This is a genomic window from Bacillus sp. K7, from assembly GCF_053903245.1.
Genome location: NZ_CP096406.1, coordinates 3,687,052 through 3,705,901 on the forward strand (window position 1 = coordinate 3,687,052; position 18,850 = coordinate 3,705,901).

15 protein-coding genes and 1 riboswitch are annotated in these 18,850 nt (G+C 46.4%); of the genes, 4 read left to right on the forward strand and 11 right to left on the reverse strand.

Annotation, left to right across the window (positions count from 1 at the left end):
• Positions 1-13: 13 nt before the first annotated feature.
• Both M1D98_RS18845 and M1D98_RS18850 read right to left on the reverse strand, forming a co-directional pair.
• On the reverse strand, positions 14-670 hold the full coding sequence (locus M1D98_RS18845; RefSeq protein WP_268538570.1) for a 3-oxoacid CoA-transferase subunit B: 657 nt from the start codon (positions 668-670) through the stop codon (positions 14-16).
• Positions 667-1,383, reverse strand: a complete 717-nt coding sequence (locus M1D98_RS18850) for a 3-oxoacid CoA-transferase subunit A (protein ID WP_435576372.1) — start codon at positions 1,381-1,383, stop codon at positions 667-669. The genes M1D98_RS18845 and M1D98_RS18850 overlap by 4 nt, the downstream gene beginning before the upstream one ends.
• Positions 1,384-1,708: 325 nt before the next feature.
• Positions 1,709-1,810, forward strand: a riboswitch (purine riboswitch).
• A gap of 127 nt (positions 1,811-1,937) precedes the next feature.
• Between M1D98_RS18850 and M1D98_RS18855 the strand changes: the two genes are divergently transcribed.
• A complete protein-coding gene (locus tag M1D98_RS18855; protein ID WP_121643623.1) occupies positions 1,938-3,131 on the forward strand; it encodes a NupC/NupG family nucleoside CNT transporter in 1,194 nt (397 codons plus the stop codon).
• A 521-nt stretch (positions 3,132-3,652) separates the two neighbouring features.
• Here the strand turns inward: M1D98_RS18855 and M1D98_RS18860 are convergent.
• Together M1D98_RS18860 and M1D98_RS18865 are read right to left on the reverse strand one after the other, a co-directional pair.
• Positions 3,653-3,943 carry a hypothetical protein gene (locus M1D98_RS18860; RefSeq protein ID WP_121643624.1) on the reverse strand — a complete coding sequence of 97 codons (291 nt, stop codon included), beginning with the start codon at positions 3,941-3,943 and terminating at the stop codon, positions 3,653-3,655.
• A gap of 49 nt (positions 3,944-3,992) precedes the next feature.
• Positions 3,993-6,053: a catalase gene (locus tag M1D98_RS18865; protein WP_456279853.1), complete on the reverse strand. Its 2,061-nt coding sequence runs from the start codon at positions 6,051-6,053 to the stop codon at positions 3,993-3,995.
• 200 nt (positions 6,054-6,253) lie between these two features.
• Between M1D98_RS18865 and citH the strand changes: the two genes are divergently transcribed.
• Both citH and M1D98_RS18875 read left to right on the forward strand, forming a co-directional pair.
• On the forward strand, positions 6,254-7,534 hold the full coding sequence (citH, locus tag M1D98_RS18870; RefSeq protein ID WP_121643626.1) for a citrate transporter CitH: 1,281 nt from the start codon (positions 6,254-6,256) through the stop codon (positions 7,532-7,534).
• 96 nt (positions 7,535-7,630) lie between these two features.
• The gene (locus tag M1D98_RS18875; RefSeq protein ID WP_456279854.1) at positions 7,631-8,212 is read left to right on the forward strand and encodes a DUF421 domain-containing protein; all 582 of its coding nucleotides are present in this window, start codon (positions 7,631-7,633) and stop codon (positions 8,210-8,212) included.
• A 38-nt stretch (positions 8,213-8,250) separates the two neighbouring features.
• Here M1D98_RS18875 and M1D98_RS18880 read toward each other — a convergent pair whose 3' ends face one another.
• The 5 genes from M1D98_RS18880 to M1D98_RS18900 form a co-directional block, all read right to left on the reverse strand.
• Entirely contained in the window at positions 8,251-9,354 is a 1,104-nt protein-coding gene (locus M1D98_RS18880) for a hypothetical protein (protein WP_121643627.1), read from the reverse strand.
• A gap of 93 nt (positions 9,355-9,447) precedes the next feature.
• Positions 9,448-10,872 carry a glycoside hydrolase family 1 protein gene (locus tag M1D98_RS18885; protein ID WP_121643628.1) on the reverse strand — a complete coding sequence of 475 codons (1,425 nt, stop codon included), beginning with the start codon at positions 10,870-10,872 and terminating at the stop codon, positions 9,448-9,450.
• 20 nt (positions 10,873-10,892) lie between these two features.
• Positions 10,893-12,725 carry a beta-glucoside-specific PTS transporter subunit IIABC gene (locus M1D98_RS18890; RefSeq protein ID WP_456279855.1) on the reverse strand — a complete coding sequence of 611 codons (1,833 nt, stop codon included), beginning with the start codon at positions 12,723-12,725 and terminating at the stop codon, positions 10,893-10,895.
• 313 nt (positions 12,726-13,038) lie between these two features.
• Positions 13,039-13,872: a transcriptional antiterminator LicT gene (licT, locus tag M1D98_RS18895; protein ID WP_129550948.1), complete on the reverse strand. Its 834-nt coding sequence runs from the start codon at positions 13,870-13,872 to the stop codon at positions 13,039-13,041.
• A gap of 94 nt (positions 13,873-13,966) precedes the next feature.
• A complete protein-coding gene (locus tag M1D98_RS18900) occupies positions 13,967-14,647 on the reverse strand; it encodes a hypothetical protein (RefSeq protein ID WP_268551475.1) in 681 nt (226 codons plus the stop codon).
• Between the two features lie 206 nt (positions 14,648-14,853).
• On the opposite strand from M1D98_RS18900, the gene M1D98_RS18905 reads away from it, so the two are divergent.
• A complete protein-coding gene (locus M1D98_RS18905) occupies positions 14,854-16,140 on the forward strand; it encodes an MFS transporter (RefSeq protein WP_121643632.1) in 1,287 nt (428 codons plus the stop codon).
• An 18-nt stretch (positions 16,141-16,158) separates the two neighbouring features.
• Here M1D98_RS18905 and dbpA read toward each other — a convergent pair whose 3' ends face one another.
• Positions 16,159-17,598, reverse strand: a complete 1,440-nt coding sequence (gene dbpA / locus M1D98_RS18910; protein WP_268558999.1) for an ATP-dependent RNA helicase DbpA — start codon at positions 17,596-17,598, stop codon at positions 16,159-16,161.
• Positions 17,599-17,679: 81 nt separating this feature from the next.
• Complete coding sequence (locus M1D98_RS18915; RefSeq protein WP_456279856.1) at positions 17,680-18,828, reverse strand: rhamnogalacturonan acetylesterase; 1,149 nt, start codon at positions 18,826-18,828, stop codon at positions 17,680-17,682.
• Positions 18,829-18,850 lie beyond the last annotated feature (22 nt).

An 18,850-nucleotide genomic window follows, 5' to 3' on the forward strand; every position in this document is an offset into this window, starting at 1 on the left:
GTGTTTTTTCATATCAAGCGTTTGATTTGAGCACAGACTGACTGACAGCAAAATCGGCTTCTGTTTTTTCATAAACCTCATCCATTGTGACGCCTTCCTGAAGTTCAGTCAGTGTCATGCGGCCGTGATCAAAATCAAACACAGCCAAATCCGTAATCAGCCTGTGAACAACTTTCTGCCCCGTCAGCGGAAGAGAGCATGTCTTTTTCACCTTTGGCTCGCCATGCTTATTGACATGCTCCATGATGACAACGATCCGTTTCGCGCCGTTGACGAGATCCATGGCGCCTCCCATCCCTTTGACCATTTTGCCGGGGATCACCCAATTGGCCAAATCCCCCTGCTCAGAAACCTCCATGCCGCCAAGGATAGCCAAATCGATATGCCCGCCTCTTATCATCGCGAATGACTCAGCGCTGTCAAAATAGGAAGCGCCCGTGACTTCAGTGATTGTTTCCTTTCCTGCATTGATCAAATCCGCGTCTTCCATTCCTTCCACAGGATACGGGCCGATCCCGAGCAAGCCGTTTTCTGACTGAAGCATGACGTGAACGCCATCGGGTATCTCATTTGCGACAAGCGTCGGCATTCCAATCCCAAGGTTGACGTTCATGCCATCCTTAATTTCTTGTACAGCCCGTTTGACCATTCGTTTTCTCGCCTCTTTCATCTCGCCTCACCCTTTCCCGCCGCTTGCCGGACTGTCCGCTTTTCAATCCGTTTTTCATGGCTCGCGCCAAGCACCACATGCTGTACGTAAATGCCCGGCGTATGGATGTGATCTGGATCGAGCTCTCCCGCTTCCACGATGATTTCCGCCTCGGCAATCGTGATCTTGCCTGCCATGGCGGCAACGGGATTGAAATTTCTCGCCGTTTTCCGAAAAACCAAATTTCCCATGGTGTCCGCTTTCCACGCTTTGACAATCGCCACGTCGCCGGTAATGCCTTGCTCCAGCACATACGGCCGCCCGCCGAATGTTTTATGTTCTTTTCCCTCTGCTATTGAAGTGCCGACCCCTGTCGCCGTGTAAAATCCCGGTATGCCCGCACCGCCTGCGCGAATCCTCTCGGCGAGCGTGCCTTGGGGAACGAGCTCGACCTCAAGCTCTCCGCTTAAAAACTGCCGCTCAAAAATTTTATTTTCGCCGACATAAGATGAAATCATTTTCTTGATTTGCCTGTTAGCCAAAAGCAAACCGAGCCCCCAGTCATCGACTCCGCAATTGTTGCTGACTACGGTTAAATCCTTGACTCCCTGATCTCTGATCGCCAAAATGAGCTGTTCAGGAATGCCGCACAGCCCGAATCCCCCTGCGATCAGCATATCTCCATCACGAATCAGCTCCGCGGCTTCCTTGCTTGATGACAGTACTTTCCCCATATTGATGCTCCTTTCGTTTTCTCCATCAACTTTAAGGACGAAAGCGTTTACAATCTTCTCGGTTGTTTTCTTCCCCTTTCCATATGTACGGGGAGCAGAGGCCGACTATTCCGATTAAAATATGCATTTTCCCGCTTCCCATCAAAGAAAGCAGTTACAGAAAAAAAACGCGCGGATCAAATGGTTTTACCCATCAACATCATTTCAACATAACAATCCAACATGTCCTGCCTTTATTTTCTCATTTCAAAATATAAATTTTATTATTGTGAAAATAGTTAAAAAGGTTGATTTTCAAAAAGTGAAAGGATAAAATACTGCTATCAACTTAGAAAATAGACATTCTTGTATATGATCAGTAATATGGTCTGATTGTTTCTACCTAGTAACCGTAAAAAACTAGACTACAAGAAAGTTTGAATAAATTTGAACGAGTTGAAAAGGACATGTTCTTTTCTGTTTGCTCTTATTTTTCACACTTTCTGCTTTTCCAGAATTTGTGAAGGATAAGAGCTTTTTTTGTTTCCAAAATAAACCTCATAGGAGTTGCTATCATGTACTTTTTATTAAACCTTGTCGGTCTCATTGTGATTATGGCAGTTGTATTCCTATGTTCTCCGCAGAAAAAGAAAATCAAGTGGCGACCGATCATTACGTTAATTGTTCTGGAATTGCTGATTACTTGGTTTATGCTGGGAACAAAAGTCGGGGGCTGGACCATCGGTAAAATTGGTGATTTCTTCACTTGGTTGATTGCTTGTGCGAGTGACGGTATCGCGTTTGTCTTTCCGTCAGTGATGGCGAATGAAACAGTAGACTTTTTCTTTAGCGCACTTCTTCCAATTATCTTTATCGTCACATTCTTTGATATTTTAACCTATTTCGGCATTTTGCCTTGGCTGATTGATAAAATCGGCTGGTTGATTTCAAAGGCTTCCCGCTTGCCGAAATTAGAGAGCTTTTTCTCTATTCAAATGATGTTTTTGGGAAATACAGAAGCACTTGCGGTCATCCGCCAGCAGCTTACGGTATTAAACAACAACCGCCTGCTCACATTCGGCTTAATGAGCATGAGCAGCATCAGCGGCTCCATTATTGGATCTTACTTGTCAATGGTGCCGGCGACATACGTGTTTACAGCGATTCCATTGAACTGCTTAAACGCGCTGATTATCGCAAACCTGCTGAATCCTGTTCACGTGCCGGAGGATGAAGATATCATCTATACGCCGCCTAAAGAAGAGAAGAAAGACTTTTTCTCTACGATTTCTAACAGTATGCTTGTCGGCATGAACATGGTGATCGTCATTTTGGCAATGGTAATCGGATATGTCGCGTTAACGTCAGCGGTCAATGGCATTCTTGGCGTTTTCGTTCACGGCCTGACCATTCAGACGATTTTCGCTTATCTCTTCAGCCCGTTTGCATTCCTGCTTGGGCTGCCGGTACACGATGCGATGTATGTCGCTCAGCTGATGGGAATGAAATTGGCAACGAACGAGTTTGTTGCGATGCTTGACTTGAAAGAAAATCTCACATCCCTTCCGCCTCATACTGTTGCGGTGGCGACGACATTCCTGACGTCATTTGCCAACTTCAGTACGGTCGGCATGATTTACGGCACGTACAACTCGATCCTTGACGGCGAAAAGTCAACGGTCATCGGGAAAAACGTGTGGAAGCTGCTCGTCAGCGGAATTGCGGTATCTTTACTAAGTGCCGCGATTGTCGGCCTGTTTGTGTGGTAGAAATATGGAGCCATATCCCTTTGCGGATATGGCTCTTTGATTATTGAAAAATAGAGGATGGCGGCGGTATATGGCCCTAAGCCATATTGGCCGAATGGCGATTCCGTTTTTCGTAAAGGTAAACATTGTATCCTGTTAAGGACAATATCCTCTTTCTTTACATCAGGGCAAAACAGCGTGTCCTGTTTTTGATATAGCTATATAGGTCAGCTTTTGTTTTGGTATTCAGTATTTGATCCAGCGTCACACGCGTTTTGGTTCTCAAGCCATAGTTGAAGGACTGAACAGACGTTAAACCATGGATCCTTTTGTACGTATGGCTGCTGACAGTTGGTGTTTTGGCCTGAACCGCTTTTAAAGATGCGATCTGGACATACAGAAAAAAGCAAAACCGCAACCCCAGCGGCTTTCAGCAGGTGATACGACCTCCTCCTTCGATGTCTTCGTTTATCCGTCCCTTTTAGGGCTGATCAACTCAAAAGAAGTGTCTAAATAAAAAAAGAGACAAGATGCCTCTTTTTTTACTGTTTACGCTCCAAAATCGCTTCATGAACCGCTTGTGCCAAATCTATATTTCCGAACATCTCTAACACCGCAATGACGGTTTGGTCCGGAATATGTTCTGACTCGTGTTTCGGCACGGTCAGTTCGTCCATGGTTTTGTTTAAGCTTTTATTTCGTTTTTGCTGCGGATACGCTTTGGCGTAGAGCTCCAGCGGATCTATGTCATGGTTGACGCACCATTGGGCAAATACCAAAATCATCATATTTTCATCGCGTTCGTAAGCTTCAGCGAGCTGTTTTTCGTTCATTTGTCATGCTCCTTATGAAAAGTATCTTCCTTTAAGATACAGGAGCGGGTCACATTCGTCTATCCCAATGGCGATGAGCGGCGACCGCCTCGATAAACGCCTTGCTGAAGGCGGTATAGTCAGCTTCGCCCTGAGCAGTTACGATGCCTGGCCCCTCGGTTGTGCCGACAGCTGCTTGGAGAAGATCAATTCCTTCATTTGCCGCACCGACCGCTTTATAGTGATTGTAAGCTTCTTTCATAAACGCCATCGCTTGTTTGTTCTCTTTTAACGCTGGCCCTCCCGCGGCATAGACGGTATCATACAGAACAGAGTCAGCCGTTAAGAACGTGCCGCCAGCCTCAAGCTGCTGCCCATTTCCGCCTGTTATGTATCCAAGCGTTTCGCTGATGATATCCGCTGTGATTCCTTCTTGCTTTAAAACGTCCAGCACAGTTTGCAGCTCTTTTTCATGAAATCCGTTTCCGGCGAGAACAGCGACTTTTCTTGAGGATGCTGTTTTCACTGTATTGATCTGGCTTAACGCAGGCGAGGTCAAAATTTCTTTAGACGCCTTACGTTTCACTGGCGGCGCCACACCTACTCCTTTGGCGATTTCCTCTGCCAAGCCTGCATCCACATTGCTGAAGACGTCAACGACTTGCCGCTGCACGTCTTTGCTTGTCACCTTCCCGACCTCGAAGCAAAAAGCGGAAATCATGTGCTTCTTCTCAACCGGGGACATGCTGTTCCAGAACAGCTTCGCCTGTGAGTAATAATCGTTAAAGCTGTCACTCCGCTGGCGGATTTTTTTGCCCTCGACTTTTTCTTGGTAGTGAACGTAGCCGCCTTCTTCGGCTGTCGCAGGCGACGGGTCGTTGTTTTGCAGTGAGTTTTTATGATAAGCGACCGGCCCTTTATTGATCGTCATCCGGTGATAGCCGTCGTATTGGTTGTTATGGAACGGACATACCGGGCGGTTAATCGGCAGCTCGTGGAAGTTCGGGCCGCCAAGTCGGATGAGCTGCGTGTCTGTGTAGGAGAAAAGCCGCCCCTGCAGAAGCGGGTCATTTGTAAAATCGATGCCCGGCACGACATTTCCCGGGTGGAATGCGACTTGTTCTGTTTCCGCAAACACATTGTCCTGGTTGCGGTTCAGTGTCATTTTCCCAATGATTTTCACAGGCACGAGCTCTTCCGGCCATAGCTTGGTTGGGTCAAGAATATCAAAATCAAATTTGAATTCATCTTCTTCGTCAATCATCTGTACGCCGAGCTCATATTCTACCGTGCCGCCGTTTTCAATTGTTTCCCACAGGTCGCGGCGGTGGAAATCAGGATCTTTCCCGGCAATTTTCTGCGCTTCATCCCATACGAGAGAATGCACGCCGAGCACTGGCTTCCAGTGGAATTTCACGAAACGCGCCTTTCCTTGTTCATTGACAAAACGGAATGTGTGAACGCCGAAGCCCTCCATCATTCTGTAGCTGCGAGGGATGCCCCTGTCAGACATCGTCCACATCACCATATGCGCTGACTCAGGGTTATTGGCGACAAAATCCCAAAACGTATCATGAGCGGTCGCGGCCTGAGGCATTTCATTGTGAGGTTCAGGCTTAAACGCGTGAACCAAATCTGGAAATTTGATCGCGTCCTGAATGAAAAACACCGGGATGTTATTTCCTACGAGATCATAGTTTCCTTCTTCCGTATAAAATTTCGTCGCAAACCCTCTGGCATCCCGCACCGTGTCTGCGGAGCCTTTAGAACCCGCGACTGTAGAAAATCGGACAAATACCGGTGTTTTCACTGAAGGGTCCTGAAGAAATTTGGCCCGTGTGAATTCTGTCATCGGCTCGTAAACCTGAAAAAAGCCATGCACGCCAAATCCGCGCGCATGCACAACACGCTCCGGAATCCTCTCATGGTCAAAGTGTGTCATTTTTTCCCGGAAGTGAAAATCCTCCATCAGCGTCGGGCCGCGAACCCCGGCTTTTAACGAGTGCTCATCCTCTGACACCCGCAAGCCTTGGTTGGTCGTCATTTTCTTCCCGCTGTTATCAACCCTGTACTGCTCAAGCTGCTCGTCCTTTGCATGTTCATTTACACGTTTGTTTTGATCATCACTCATGTCCGTTCCCCCTTTTATTGATTTCCCAAAGTGAAACATTCTACAGCACATTTACCCGCTGCATTCTCCAGATAAACTGCTGATCCGCTCAATAGGATTTTTGGTCTGCCTATCATGATAGGGACATACATATAGGAAATGAGCCTTCTGCGCGGATGAGTGGGAGCGCTTACTTATAATTGATAGAGGGAGGTCATATTTTGCTTGCCCTACTCGGTTTTGTGATGATCATTGTCTTTATGTACTTGATTATGTCTAACCGGCTTTCCGCACTTATTGCGTTGATTGTTGTCCCTGTTGCGTTTGCCCTGATCAGCGGATTTGGAAAAGACCTTGGCGAGATGATGATTCAAGGGGTAACAGACCTCGCTCCGACCGGCATCATGCTGTTATTCGCCATTCTCTATTTCGGGATTATGATTGACTCAGGTTTGTTTGATCCTCTCATTGCAAAAATATTATCAATTGTCAAAGGAGACCCGTTAAAAATCACCATCGGCACAGCGGTTTTAACGATGACCATTTCGCTGGACGGGGATGGAACAACCACCTACATGATGACCATTGCGGCGATGCTGCCTCTGTACAAACGGCTTGGCATGAACCGTTTGGTATTAGCGGGCATTGCGATGCTTGGTTCGGGGGTGATGAACATTATTCCGTGGGGCGGGCCGACGGCGAGGGTTTTGTCTTCTTTAAAATTGGACACATCGGAGGTTTTCACTCCGCTGATTCCCGCTATGATCGCCGGCATTCTTTGGGTGATCGCCGTTGCTTATATCCTTGGAAGAAAAGAGCGAAAGCGTCTCGGCGTCATGTCAATTGAGCACGCACCGTCCTCCGATTCAGATACAGCACCGCTCAAGCGTCCCGCTCTTCAATGGTTTAATCTTCTGCTGACTGTCGCTCTCATGGCTGCACTGATCACCAGCCTGCTTCCGCTCCCTGTTCTTTTTATGACGGCGTTCGCCATCGCCTTGATGATCAACTATCCAAATGTGAAAGAGCAGCAAAAACGGATCTCTGCTCATGCGGGAAATGCGCTAAACGTTGTCTCAATGGTGTTTGCGGCAGGTATATTCACAGGCATTCTTTCAGGCACGAAAATGGTGGATGCGATGGCCCATTCTCTCGTATCACTCATCCCCGATGCTATGGGCCCGCACCTGCCATTGATCACAGCTATCGCCAGCATGCCATTCACCTTTTTCATGTCGAATGACGCCTTTTACTTCGGTGTCCTTCCCATCATTGCAGAAGCCGCCTCCGCTTACGGAATAGACGCAGCCGAGATCGGCAGGGCCTCATTGCTGGGCCAGCCAGTGCATCTGCTCAGCCCGCTTGTGCCTTCCACCTATCTATTAGTCGGTATGGCAGGCGTCAGCTTTGGCGACCATCAAAAATTTACCATCAAATGGGCAGTGGGGACAACGATTGTGATGACGATTGCGGCGCTTTTGATTGGGATTATTTCGTTTTAATGAGAAAAGGATTCCGCTGGCTGAATCTCTTTTCTCCTGTATAATCCGAAACCCTAAGATCATACTATGAAAAAATCAAAACAAAAAGGTGATCGCATGAATTTTGCTTGGCAAGCACTCATTTTAATTGTATCCGGCATCATATTACTCAGAATTTCAGGGAGAAAGTCAATCTCTCAAATGACGTTGGCACAAACTGTGGTGATGATTTCCATTGGTACGATTATTGTCCAGCCAATAATAGAGACAAGTTTATGGAAAACCCTTGTGGCAGCCAGTATTTTTACTGTTGCTCTCATCCTCATGGAATGGTTCCAAGTGAAGGCCAATTGGATGGAAAAGTTCTTAACCGGCAAAGCGAAATTAGTGATTGAAGATGGCAAACTCCATGTAGAAAACATGAAAAAACTCCGGCTGACAGCTGACCAGCTTGAAATGCGAATCAGGATTCATGGAGTTTCCAGCATAAAGGACATTAAGCATGCAACGATTGAAGCAAACGGCCAAATCGGATATGAATTACAAGATGACAAGAAACCGCTCACGATGGGCGATTTTAAGAAACTGATGAACATACCGGCCGAAACCACAGTTCAACAGCCTGAGCCAGAACAACAAGAAAACATTTTTCAAGAAATTAAAAACGGACATTCCACTCCATCTGGCAAACTAAAATAAGGCTGTTCCTTGTGCAGAAACAGCCCGAGTGATTGAACTTATTGGATATATGAAATGACCGGCAAGCTTTCTACACCCGATGCATAGTAGTAATTTAAAACACTGAAAAAATCGATTGCTTTGCCGGTTTTTGTATCTACGATTAAAATATGGTCTCCGTAAGTTTGATCATCCGCATCTAGCCTTCTAGGGGTTTTTTTGCCCAATGTATCAAGAAAAGAGTCTTCGTAGCCTCCCCCTGACTGATACGCTGATACATGGTGCATAAACAAAGTGCCCGTATCTAAGTAAACCATTACTGCCGAATTTGAGCTGGCATAACTTGAATGATAGGTAACAGGAGCCGAAACACTTTTCACTTTGACATCCGAAATAGAGTGGGTACGCTGATTATATCCGCCGCCATGCGAAAAATAATATTCTCTTTCCCAGCTTAATGAAGATGTTTTTGTGCCGGTGTTGTATAACAATGTCCCGTTTGCATAAACAGAACCGTCTGCGTACTCAGCTACAAAGGTTTGAAGATTAGAGGTGATCGACTGCACGCTCGTGTAATTTGCAGGGTTTTTTGCATTTAACTGAATGTGATATGAATCGCCCAGCGTTCCTTCAGAATACACCCGAATCATATAATCGCCGGCCGGAAGCTCTTTTAAAAGCACTAGGTTCCCCGCATCCATTTCGATAGTAGTCGGCTGTGCTTCCCCCGTATCCCAATTGACCACATACAATGTTAAATGATACTGGCTGTTGGCAGACAAAATTCGTGTAATCAGCGTTCGGTCTGACGACGTACTGAAAAAGTACATATCGTCCGGGTTACTTTCGTTAAGTACAGAGGAAGTATCAAATACCTGGTCTTCGGAGTTGTACATGGAAGCTGTCTTAAACACATTCTCATTAGCCGGTTTCTTTACTTTCATGGTTTCTTCATGTTGATCCATTTTAAGGCTTCCTTCATCTGCTTGCTTTAAAGAAACATCCTTCATTTCCTTATGGTTTTTCAATGTTTCCTGCTGCTTCATGATCGCCTTCTCTTTTGGAACGCTTTGTGCAGCAGCATGTGAAGTCAGGCAAAAGCTAAAGGCCACAATCAAGACCGTACACAAAAAGGGCAATGACAATCTTTTTTTGTTCTTCATATACAAACTCCTTCCAGATTTTATACAGTACATATCGGCAGGGAATGTTAACTCATTTACATTTATAACTCAATATTCATAATTTGTATACAATTAACTATTTTTCAATGCCTCGCCATGTGAAGCAATCAGTTCTTTATACCAATAAAAGCTTTTCTTTCGGATGCGGCGCAGGTCCTTCAGGTCAAATTCGTCCCGGTTGACGTAAATGAAGCCGTAGCGTTTCGAACAGCCTTGGTGTGTAGAGATCAAGTCAATAGCTGACCATGGGGAGTAGCCAAATACATCGACGCCGTCTGTGATCGCCCATTGAATTTGTTCGATGTGCTGTTTTAAGTAGTCAATGCGGTACTCGTCATTGACCGTATCATTTTCTTCCAATTGATCAAAAGCGCCAAGCCCATTTTCTGTGATGATCAATGGCAGCTGGTAACGGTCATAGATTTCTCGAAGTGTGGATCGGAAACCGACCGGATCAATCTCCCAGCCGAAGTCATTTTTCTTCAAATGCGGGTTGCTGCTGCCGCGGTAAACGCCGTCTTCTCCCGTTTTCAAATGCTGGTCTCCTCCGCGTGTCGATTCATCCGATCCGTCGCCTTTGCTTGCTTCCGCTGTTTGGGAGGTGTAGTAGTTAAAAGCGATAAAATCAGGCTTCGCGGATTGCAGAATCTCCATGTCACCATCTTCAATAACTGGCGTATAGCCTTTTTCTTTCATATAAGCCCACGCCGTCGTATTGTAGCGCCCATGAACGGCCATATCTAAATAGAGCCAGTTTCGAATCGCGTTATAGTTGAAAGCCGCCATAATATCCTTCGGTTTCGAAGACGCCGGGTAGATGAGCGCGATATTTGGGGCAGGGCCGATTTTCGCGCCCGGCAGCATGTCGTGGCAGAGATTCATGGCCTTTGCTTGCGCCACCAGCATATGATGATTTTGCTGATACAGCTCTTTTTTCGGGTTTTTGAGATTCGGGTCAAGTGTGCCTAAAGCGCTGCCGTGCAGGATCATCATGTTTTGTTCGTTGATGGTCAGCCAGTACTTCACACGGTCGCCGAAGTGCTCAAACAATACCTTGGCATACCGTTCAAACGCGTCAATTGTCGCCCTTTGCGACCAGCCTCCTTTTTTCTGCAGGGCATTCGGCAGATCAAAGTGATACATCGTGACGATCGGCTCAATCTTATATTTGAGCAGCTCATCAATCAGATTGCTGTAAAACTCAATTCCCTTTTGATTGATGTCACCGTCGCCGTCAGGAATAATTCGCGTCCACGCGATGGAAAAACGGTACGCTTTAAAGCCCATTTCAGCAAACAAGGCAACGTCTTCTTTATAGCGATGGTAATGGTCGCTGGCGACTTTAAAGTCAGTCGTTCCCTCAGGATAGCTGTCGCGCGCGTCAATCACTGACGGGCCTTTCCCATCTTCGTTCCACGCCCCTTCCACTTGATAGGCTGAAGTCGATGCCCCCCACAAAAAATGCTCTGGAAATGCTGCAAGTGTTTGATAATTCATCGTCTATTCCTCCAATGGTTTTAGATTAAAGAAAAAATTCGTTGTTCTATTTTGACATGCTTTTGATCTGTTTGAATGACGTCAGTATCATGCGCTGCGTTTGTGATGACGATCGGCGTGTTCATATCAAATCCCGCCTTTAGCAAGTCATCAAGGTCAAACTCAGCAAGCAAATCACCTTGTTTGACGGCTTGCCCCTGCACGACTTTAGGATAAAAATGTTTTCCTTCCAGCTTTACCGTATCAAATCCGAGGTGAATAAGGATTTCTGTACCCTGATCAGTCACCATGCCAAATGCGTGGCCAGTCGGGAAAACGGTTGATATTGCGCCATCCGCTGGCGCGACAAGTCTCCCTTTTACCGGCAATATCGCGATTCCCTTTCCGAGTGTCTCAGATGAAAACACTTTATCCTTCACTTCTGTTAACGGAACCACTTTTCCTTCTAACGGGCTGCTGATCTCTTCACGGCGAATGGAGGGTGCAGATGGTTCTGCTCTGGTTTCTGTTTGCTCCGCGGGATCGTCAAACCCGACAATGTACGTGAGGATGATTGATAGAATAAAAGATACCGAGATTCCCAAGATAAACCCTGCAAAGCCCTGTCCGTAGAAAATCGGAATGGTCAACAGACCCGGTGCGCCAGAAGCAATGGCGACGCTGTGGGCCTGCCCGATAATCGCTCCGCCAACGGCTGCGCTAATGAAACCGCATACAAAAGGTTTTTTCAGTCTGAGCGTCACGCCGTACACGGCCGGTTCTGTAATGCCAAAAATCCCTGTGACAGCGGCGGAACCGGCAAGCGCCTTTAATTTTTTGTTTTTCGTTTTCAGCATGACACCGAGAGCCGCTCCTGTTTGTGCAAATACGGCCGCGGCAGTAGCCGGTTTGATCGAATCCTGCCCATTGACCGCAATGTTATTTAAAATAACCGGCACAATCCCCCAGTGGATGCCGAAGATGACAAGAATCTGCCAGAGTGCCGCGATCACAGCGCCGGCCAGCATCGGGTTAAAGCTGAAGATGGCCAGAATCGCAGACGCGATGGCATTTCCCGCGTTTACACCAACCGGGCCAAAGACGATTAGTGTAAGCGGCACAATGGTTACCAGACAAATCAGCGGGGTGATGAAGGTTTTCACACTGTCATGAATCACCCGGTTCAAATACTTCTCAACATAACTCATCACAAAAATCGCCAGAATGATCGGTATCACAGTTGAAGTGTAGTTCATTAACACGACTGGAATCCCGAAAAAGTCCGTTGCCGCATTGCCGTTCTTCAGCTCAATGATCGTTGGATAAATAAGCGCTCCGGCAACTGTGACAGAAACAAAGAGATTCGCGCCAAACTTTCGGGCTGCGGTGACGGCCAGCAAGAGCGGAAGAAAGTAAAACAGGCTGTCCGCAGCGGCATACAGGATGGTATACGTCGTTTCCTCTGTTTTGAGCCAGCCGGCATTTGTGCATATCATCAGCAGGCCCTTTAAAATTCCCGCTCCCGCCATCACGCCAAGCAAAGGAGTGAAAATGCTTGATACGATGTCCACAAGCCGCCCGAACAGATTCCCTTTCTGGGCAGAACGTTCATCTCGGTCATCATTCAGCAGGTTAGATATTCTTCCAATCTCTTGATATACCTCTGAAACACGATTGCCGATCACGACCTGAAACTGCCCGCCGCTTTCCACGACCGTGACGACATCGTCCAAAGCTTCAATTTTATCTTTGTCTGCTTTCGACCGATCGTTTAATGTAAAACGCAAGCGTGTCGCACAATGTACAAGAGAACGCACATTTTCTTCCCCGCCGACCAGCTGTAAAATGTCTTTTGCTGCTGCTTGAACCCCCATTTCCCTCTCATCCCTTCTGTTAAAAAATAAAAAACCTAAACTACCCCTACCGCAATAGGAACAAGTAGTTTAGGTTTTGCCTGCCTGACCAGTAACAATCCTATGATACGCTCTTATTCGTTTTTTTCTGTAAAACGCTATGATCACCACCCCTCCGAAAAAAATAAAAACCTAAATTACATCAGCACAGACAGAGATCATCCGCACTTATTGTAATTTAGGTTTTGCCTGCTTATCAGTAACAATCCTAACAACATCATATATGAATGTAAGAAAAAATTAACATAAGGGGATAAAAATGTCAACGCTTTCATTATGCTTGTTTGACGACCCTTTCTATGTGAATCGTTACATACAGCAGCTCGTCACTGGTGAGTTTGTGTTTGTACTCCCGCTCAATATAAGTTTGAATTTTCTTCGTGCATTCATACGCGCGATGATACTTTTCTTTTACTGTCTCCAGCAAAAAATCGTCCTGGCTTTCGATGTGTGTGCCGTTAAAAAGACGCTGCGCGAAAAACTTTAAGTGGGTGACAAACCGATAATAGTGAAGCGATTCTTCGTTGAATTCAATCTTAAAATGGTATTTTACAATACTCAAAATCTCTTGCATGACTTTTGTAATGTTGATGATATTAGGCATCTCTTCATTGAGCTCGGCGTTTACGATATGCAGCGCGATAAAGCCTGCTTCATCCTCCGGCAGAGACACGCCAGTCTTGTTTTTCACCATCTGCAGCGCTTCTTTGCCGATCGCAAATTCGTCTTTGTACAGCCGCTTTGTTTCCCACAGCAAGGCGTTTTTGATATCAAGCCCTTTCTGATTGCGCTGGATCGCGAAGTTAATATGGTCGGTCAGCGACACATAGATGCTGTCATTGAGCTTTTTGCCAAGCTTTAATTTCGCATAGCTAATAATCTCTTCGGATACTTCCATACACTCGATCGGTATATCATACAAAAGGGTTTTGAATTTTTCTGATACATCTTTGTTATCGAGCGTGAACACCTTTTCAATGCGGGCTTCATCGACATCATCACCGGTCTTTTTCTGGAATGCGAGCCCCCTGCCCATAATGACCAATTCTTTTCCCTGTTCATTGACCACGCTGATGACATTATTGTTGATCACCTTCGCAATTTTCATGATATGTTCCTCCAATCAACTAAGAACAGACTACACCTTGATTGTACATTCTTTTTGTACTAGGTCAATATCATCAGGGAAAGAGTCGGGCAGGTCAATACAATCCACTCAGCACCGGCTGTCCGGGGTGTTTCTGAAGCAGCTCCTCCAGATGGCGCTCAAATGACGCCTTGTCTGCTCCCTGCTTTTCGACAATGCTGTTCATGATTTTCACGCTTTCAGCGCTGTATTGCGTATATTGTGTTTTCAGCTGATCCAGCTGCTGTCTTGTCTTCTTCGCGTTTTTCGGTGTGACTTGGCTGATGAGTGTGATCATACTGTCTGTGACCTCAAAAAAAGCGGCTCGGTTTTCCTTCAGCTGCTGCACTTCGTTGCGGCTCATTTCTTGATTGCGGCTTTTTTGAATCAAAGCGATTGACTCGCTATTTTGTTGTTTGAGCGATTTATTTTCGAGTTGAATCGATTCGAGATTCTGCCTCGCAATGTTTGCTTCTTCCTCCGTCATGCCGCTCCGGACGAAGTATTCAGGATTACCGATTCCATAATCAAATGCTTCGCTTACACGTATCATGGAACTGAATACAATGGCCAGCTGCATATCGCTTGGGAGGGTCTGGAAATCCCGCTTATTCTTATTGCTCATCGGTTTGGTTGTGGTTTGCTTTACTGTCTCTTGATTACAATCTGCAAACGTCTGAGCCTCATCTTCACTTTCGCATGCGCTCATCACAAGAACTGTGATCAGCAGGCTTATGCATAAGCCTATTCGCCTCATGCTCTGTCTCCTCTCTGCTGAATCCCTTCTGGAAAATACGGCAAAATATAGATAAATGGTACCAGATACACCTACACCCAGCAATAAACCAAAAGTATGATTTAAAGCACAAAAACATAAATATTTTGTAAAAATTGACGTTCATTCCATTCTTTTCTGTCCCATTTCTCGTACAATAGAAATATCGTTACCGGAGAGGGGCTCTGATGATGAAACGTTTTACGAAACAAGAAAACAGCTGGATGTTATATGACTGGGCAAATTCCGCTTACTCGATTGTCGTGACCACCGCGGTGTTTCCGTTATTTTATAAAGCGGCGGTTGCACAAAGCGGCGTCGGAGCCGCTCAATCGACTGCCTATTTAGGATACACCATTGCGATTTCAACATTTATTCTTGCCATGCTCAGTCCGATTTTAGGCACGATCGCCGATTATGAAGGGTGCAAAAAAAAGTTCTTTGGTTTCTTTGTGTCAGCCGGTGTCGCCAGCACCGCGACGCTTGCCTTTATTCCGAGTGAACATTGGCTGCTTTTATTGCTGTTTTATACGATATCGGCGATCGGTTTTTCCGGCGCCAACGTGTTTTATGATGCCTTTCTCGTTGACGTCACGTCGGAAAAACGGATGAATGTCGTCTCTGCGCGGGGATTTGGTTTGGGTTACATAGGAAGCACGATTCCATTTATCATCAGCATTGCTGTTATCCTGCTTGCACAATCAGAGAAGATACCGATGTCTGTATCTGCCGCAAGCCAGCTATCCTTTTTCATAACGGCTGCCTGGTGGGGGCTGTTTACCATTCCGATGCTGAAACATGTCCATCAGCGCTATTCCATCAAAAGAGAGCCGCATATCGTCCTCAACAGCTTTAAGCGGCTCGGCCAAACGATGATGCGGATTAGGCAGTATCGGGCGTTATTCCTTTTTTTGCTTGCTTATTTCTTTTATATCGACGGAGTCGGCACGATTATTACGATGTCGACCTCCTATGGGTCTGATTTAGGGATCAGTCCCACCAGCCTCCTGATCATCCTGTTTGTCACCCAGGTGGTCGCCGCGCCGTTTTCTATTGTATACGGAAGGCTTGCGGAACGCTTTACGGGGAAAACAATGCTGTACGTTGGGATCGTCATTTATATGATCGTCTGTGTATATGCTTACTTTATGGAAACAACGCTTGATTTCTGGATACTGGCTATGCTTGTCGCTACCTCACAGGGCGGCATTCAAGCCCTGAGCCGATCCTATTTCGCCAAGCTCGTGCCAAAGCGCCACGCTAATGAATTCTTCGGCTTCTACAACATTTTCGGTAAATTCGCTTCCATTATGGGACCGCTGCTCATCGCCGTTACCGCTCAGCTGACTGGAAAATCGTCAACCGCAGTGTTCAGTCTGATTGTTTTATTTGTGATCGGTATTGTGATCCTTGCTTTCGTTCCGGAGGAGACTGGCGCCGATGTCAGCCAGCAAAAAAACGACCTGCCCCTTTAACTGGGAGCAGGTCATTCATCATTTATTCGCTTTATTCACCTTGAGCTTTTTCCCTTTGACGGTTGTATCCTTCATCACTTTGAGAACATGAAGGCCTTTTCCGTTTAAAATCTCCACGTAGGAGGCGTTATCCATGATCGTGATAATGCCGATGTCATCAGCTGACACACCATCAATTTTGGCAATCGTTCCTACAAAATCAACGGCTCTGATTTTCTTTTTCTTTCCGCCGTTAAAATACAGCTTCATAATGTCTTTATTCAGCTCTTCGCTTTTTTCCTTTTTGAATGCCGGACGGTCATTTAGTTTAGCTAGGAAATCAGGTTTCTTCTTGGCCACTTCTTCTTGAGAAGGGGCTTTTATTTTTTGAATCTCAAACCCGATATACCCTTCAATGTCAGCTAAAAACCGTTTTTCAAAGGCTGTGACAAACGAAATGGCCTTTCCTTTGTTTCCTGCGCGCCCCGTCCGGCCCGTGCGGTGGACGTAGCTTTCCTTTTCAAGCGGCAGATCATAGTTGATGACAAGGGAGATATTTTCAATATCAATCCCGCGCGCGGCGACATCTGTCGCGACGAGGTACCGATATTCGCCCCGTTTGAATTCATTCATAACGTCAAAACGGTCTTCCTGAATCATTCCGCCGTGAATTTTATCGCATGGATACCCTAAGTCATCCAATTCATCGGTCAGCTGATTGACATGCTCTTTCGTCCGGCAGAAGATGATGCAGCTGTCGGGGTTCTCCGTTATCAGCACATCCTTCAGCAAAGAAAACTTATTCTCTTCTCTTGCTTGAATTACCGCATGTTCAATATTCCTTGTCGTTAGCCCGGCCGCTTTGATTTCGATATGCTCGGGGTTTTGCATGTATTGACGGCTTAATTTCTCAATATCCTCCGGCAGCGTCGCCGAAAACAGCATTGTCGTGCGCTCAGTCGGCAGATGCTTGATGATCGCCTCTACTTGCTCGATGAAGCCCATATTCAGCATCTCATCTGCTTCATCAATGACCAAATAGGAGAGACGGTCTAACGGCAGCGTGCCCTTTTCAATATGATCCAGAACACGCCCCGGCGTGCCGACAACGATGTGGCTTTTTTGCTTCAATTCAGCTTTTTGTTTGTCAAAGGATGACTTTCCAAACACCGCGGTCGCTTTGATCCGTTTAAAGCGTCCGATGTTTGTGATATCCTCTTGTACTTGCACCGCAAGCTCCCGGGTCGGTGTTAAAATAAGCGCCTGCGGCTTGTTTTCATCCCAATCCGCCAGCTCACAAAGAGGAATCCCGAATGAAGCCGTTTTTCCGCTTCCCGTCTGTGATTTGACGACAAGATCTTTTCGTTCAAGGGCTGCGGGGATCACGCTCTGCTGCACCTTGGTCGGTTCTGTATATCCCAGTCCATCTAATGCTCGTAAAATGTCATGGCTGATTTGATAGTTTGTAAAATGACTCATGTATAAACTCCTGTCTCTTGCAGATGTTCTCATTATACTCTAATTGGCGAAGGCATATGTGTTTTGTCGAAAAATGACGTATTAAAAGCCATCGATTTCCTGGCGTTTTAATTCCTGAACGGCTAGTCGCGCCAGTGCATCGGCTCCCGCGCGGTTTGGATGTAGCGTATCTCCGTCCATGTATAATGCGAGTGTTTTTTCCGGGCCGATTGATGTAAAGTAAGCCGAGCTGAGGACATTTAAGTCAATGAGGTGTGTGTTTTCCTCTTCGGCTAAAGCCAAAATAGAAGCCCTGTACCATCGGTTGACAGACGAATGGATGCCTTCAGGCGTAAAATCTGTCGCCCGTCCCTGTGGTGTGGAAAGGATGACTTCCGCCCCCTTTGCTTTCACCTGGCGGATCATATCACGCATCAACTCCTTAAATTCCGCTTCAGATTCATTATGCTTCGGATTTGTATCATTAATGCCAAGCTGCAACACAAAATAATCCCCCGGCTTGATATACTTCAAGATCGCCTCCAGCTGTCCGTCATTTCGAAACCCTCTCGCGATCTGCCCGCCAGACGCCATGTTTCTCACTTGAAAGGTATGTTTATCGATATAGTGAGGCAGCATCTGCCCCCAGCCCGCCTGCTTGCTGCTGTTGAGCGGATAATAATTGCACACCGTCGAATCACCGCCGACATAAATGGTTCGATTCGTTACAGGCTGATCAGACAATTTCTTGATTTTCAAGGCGCTGAGCGTAAAAGCGGTGCCTGCTTTCCCCTCTGTCACCAGCAGATTCAACTGCCCGTCAGTGACAGGGATTTGGAACGTATCCTCCGCGCCGTCCCCCGTCATATTGATGACCTGAAACACACCCTCCGCCGCCACACTGGCCCTTGCTGTATTGCCAAGCGTCACCTTCACCTCATAAAGGCCGTTCGGGAGATCCACATGAAACGTATTGTCGCTTTTCGTCCCATACGCCAAAAACTGAACCGCATCGCTCTTCACACCAGTCCCGGATGCCGCCACATCTTTCATATTCTCCGGTGTTTGAAAACCGTAGCCCTTTAACCGGTCATACCGATCAGACGCCCTGACACCAATGTAACCAGGCTCCACCGAACCGCTCCCAAAGTCAAACTGATACACCTTCGGCTCCGCCGCCTTCATACTCTTAACCCCGCCCAAACCAAGCATCAATATCATCACAAAAACCGCAGCCATCCATTTTTTCATTAAGATTCCCCCTCTATGAAAA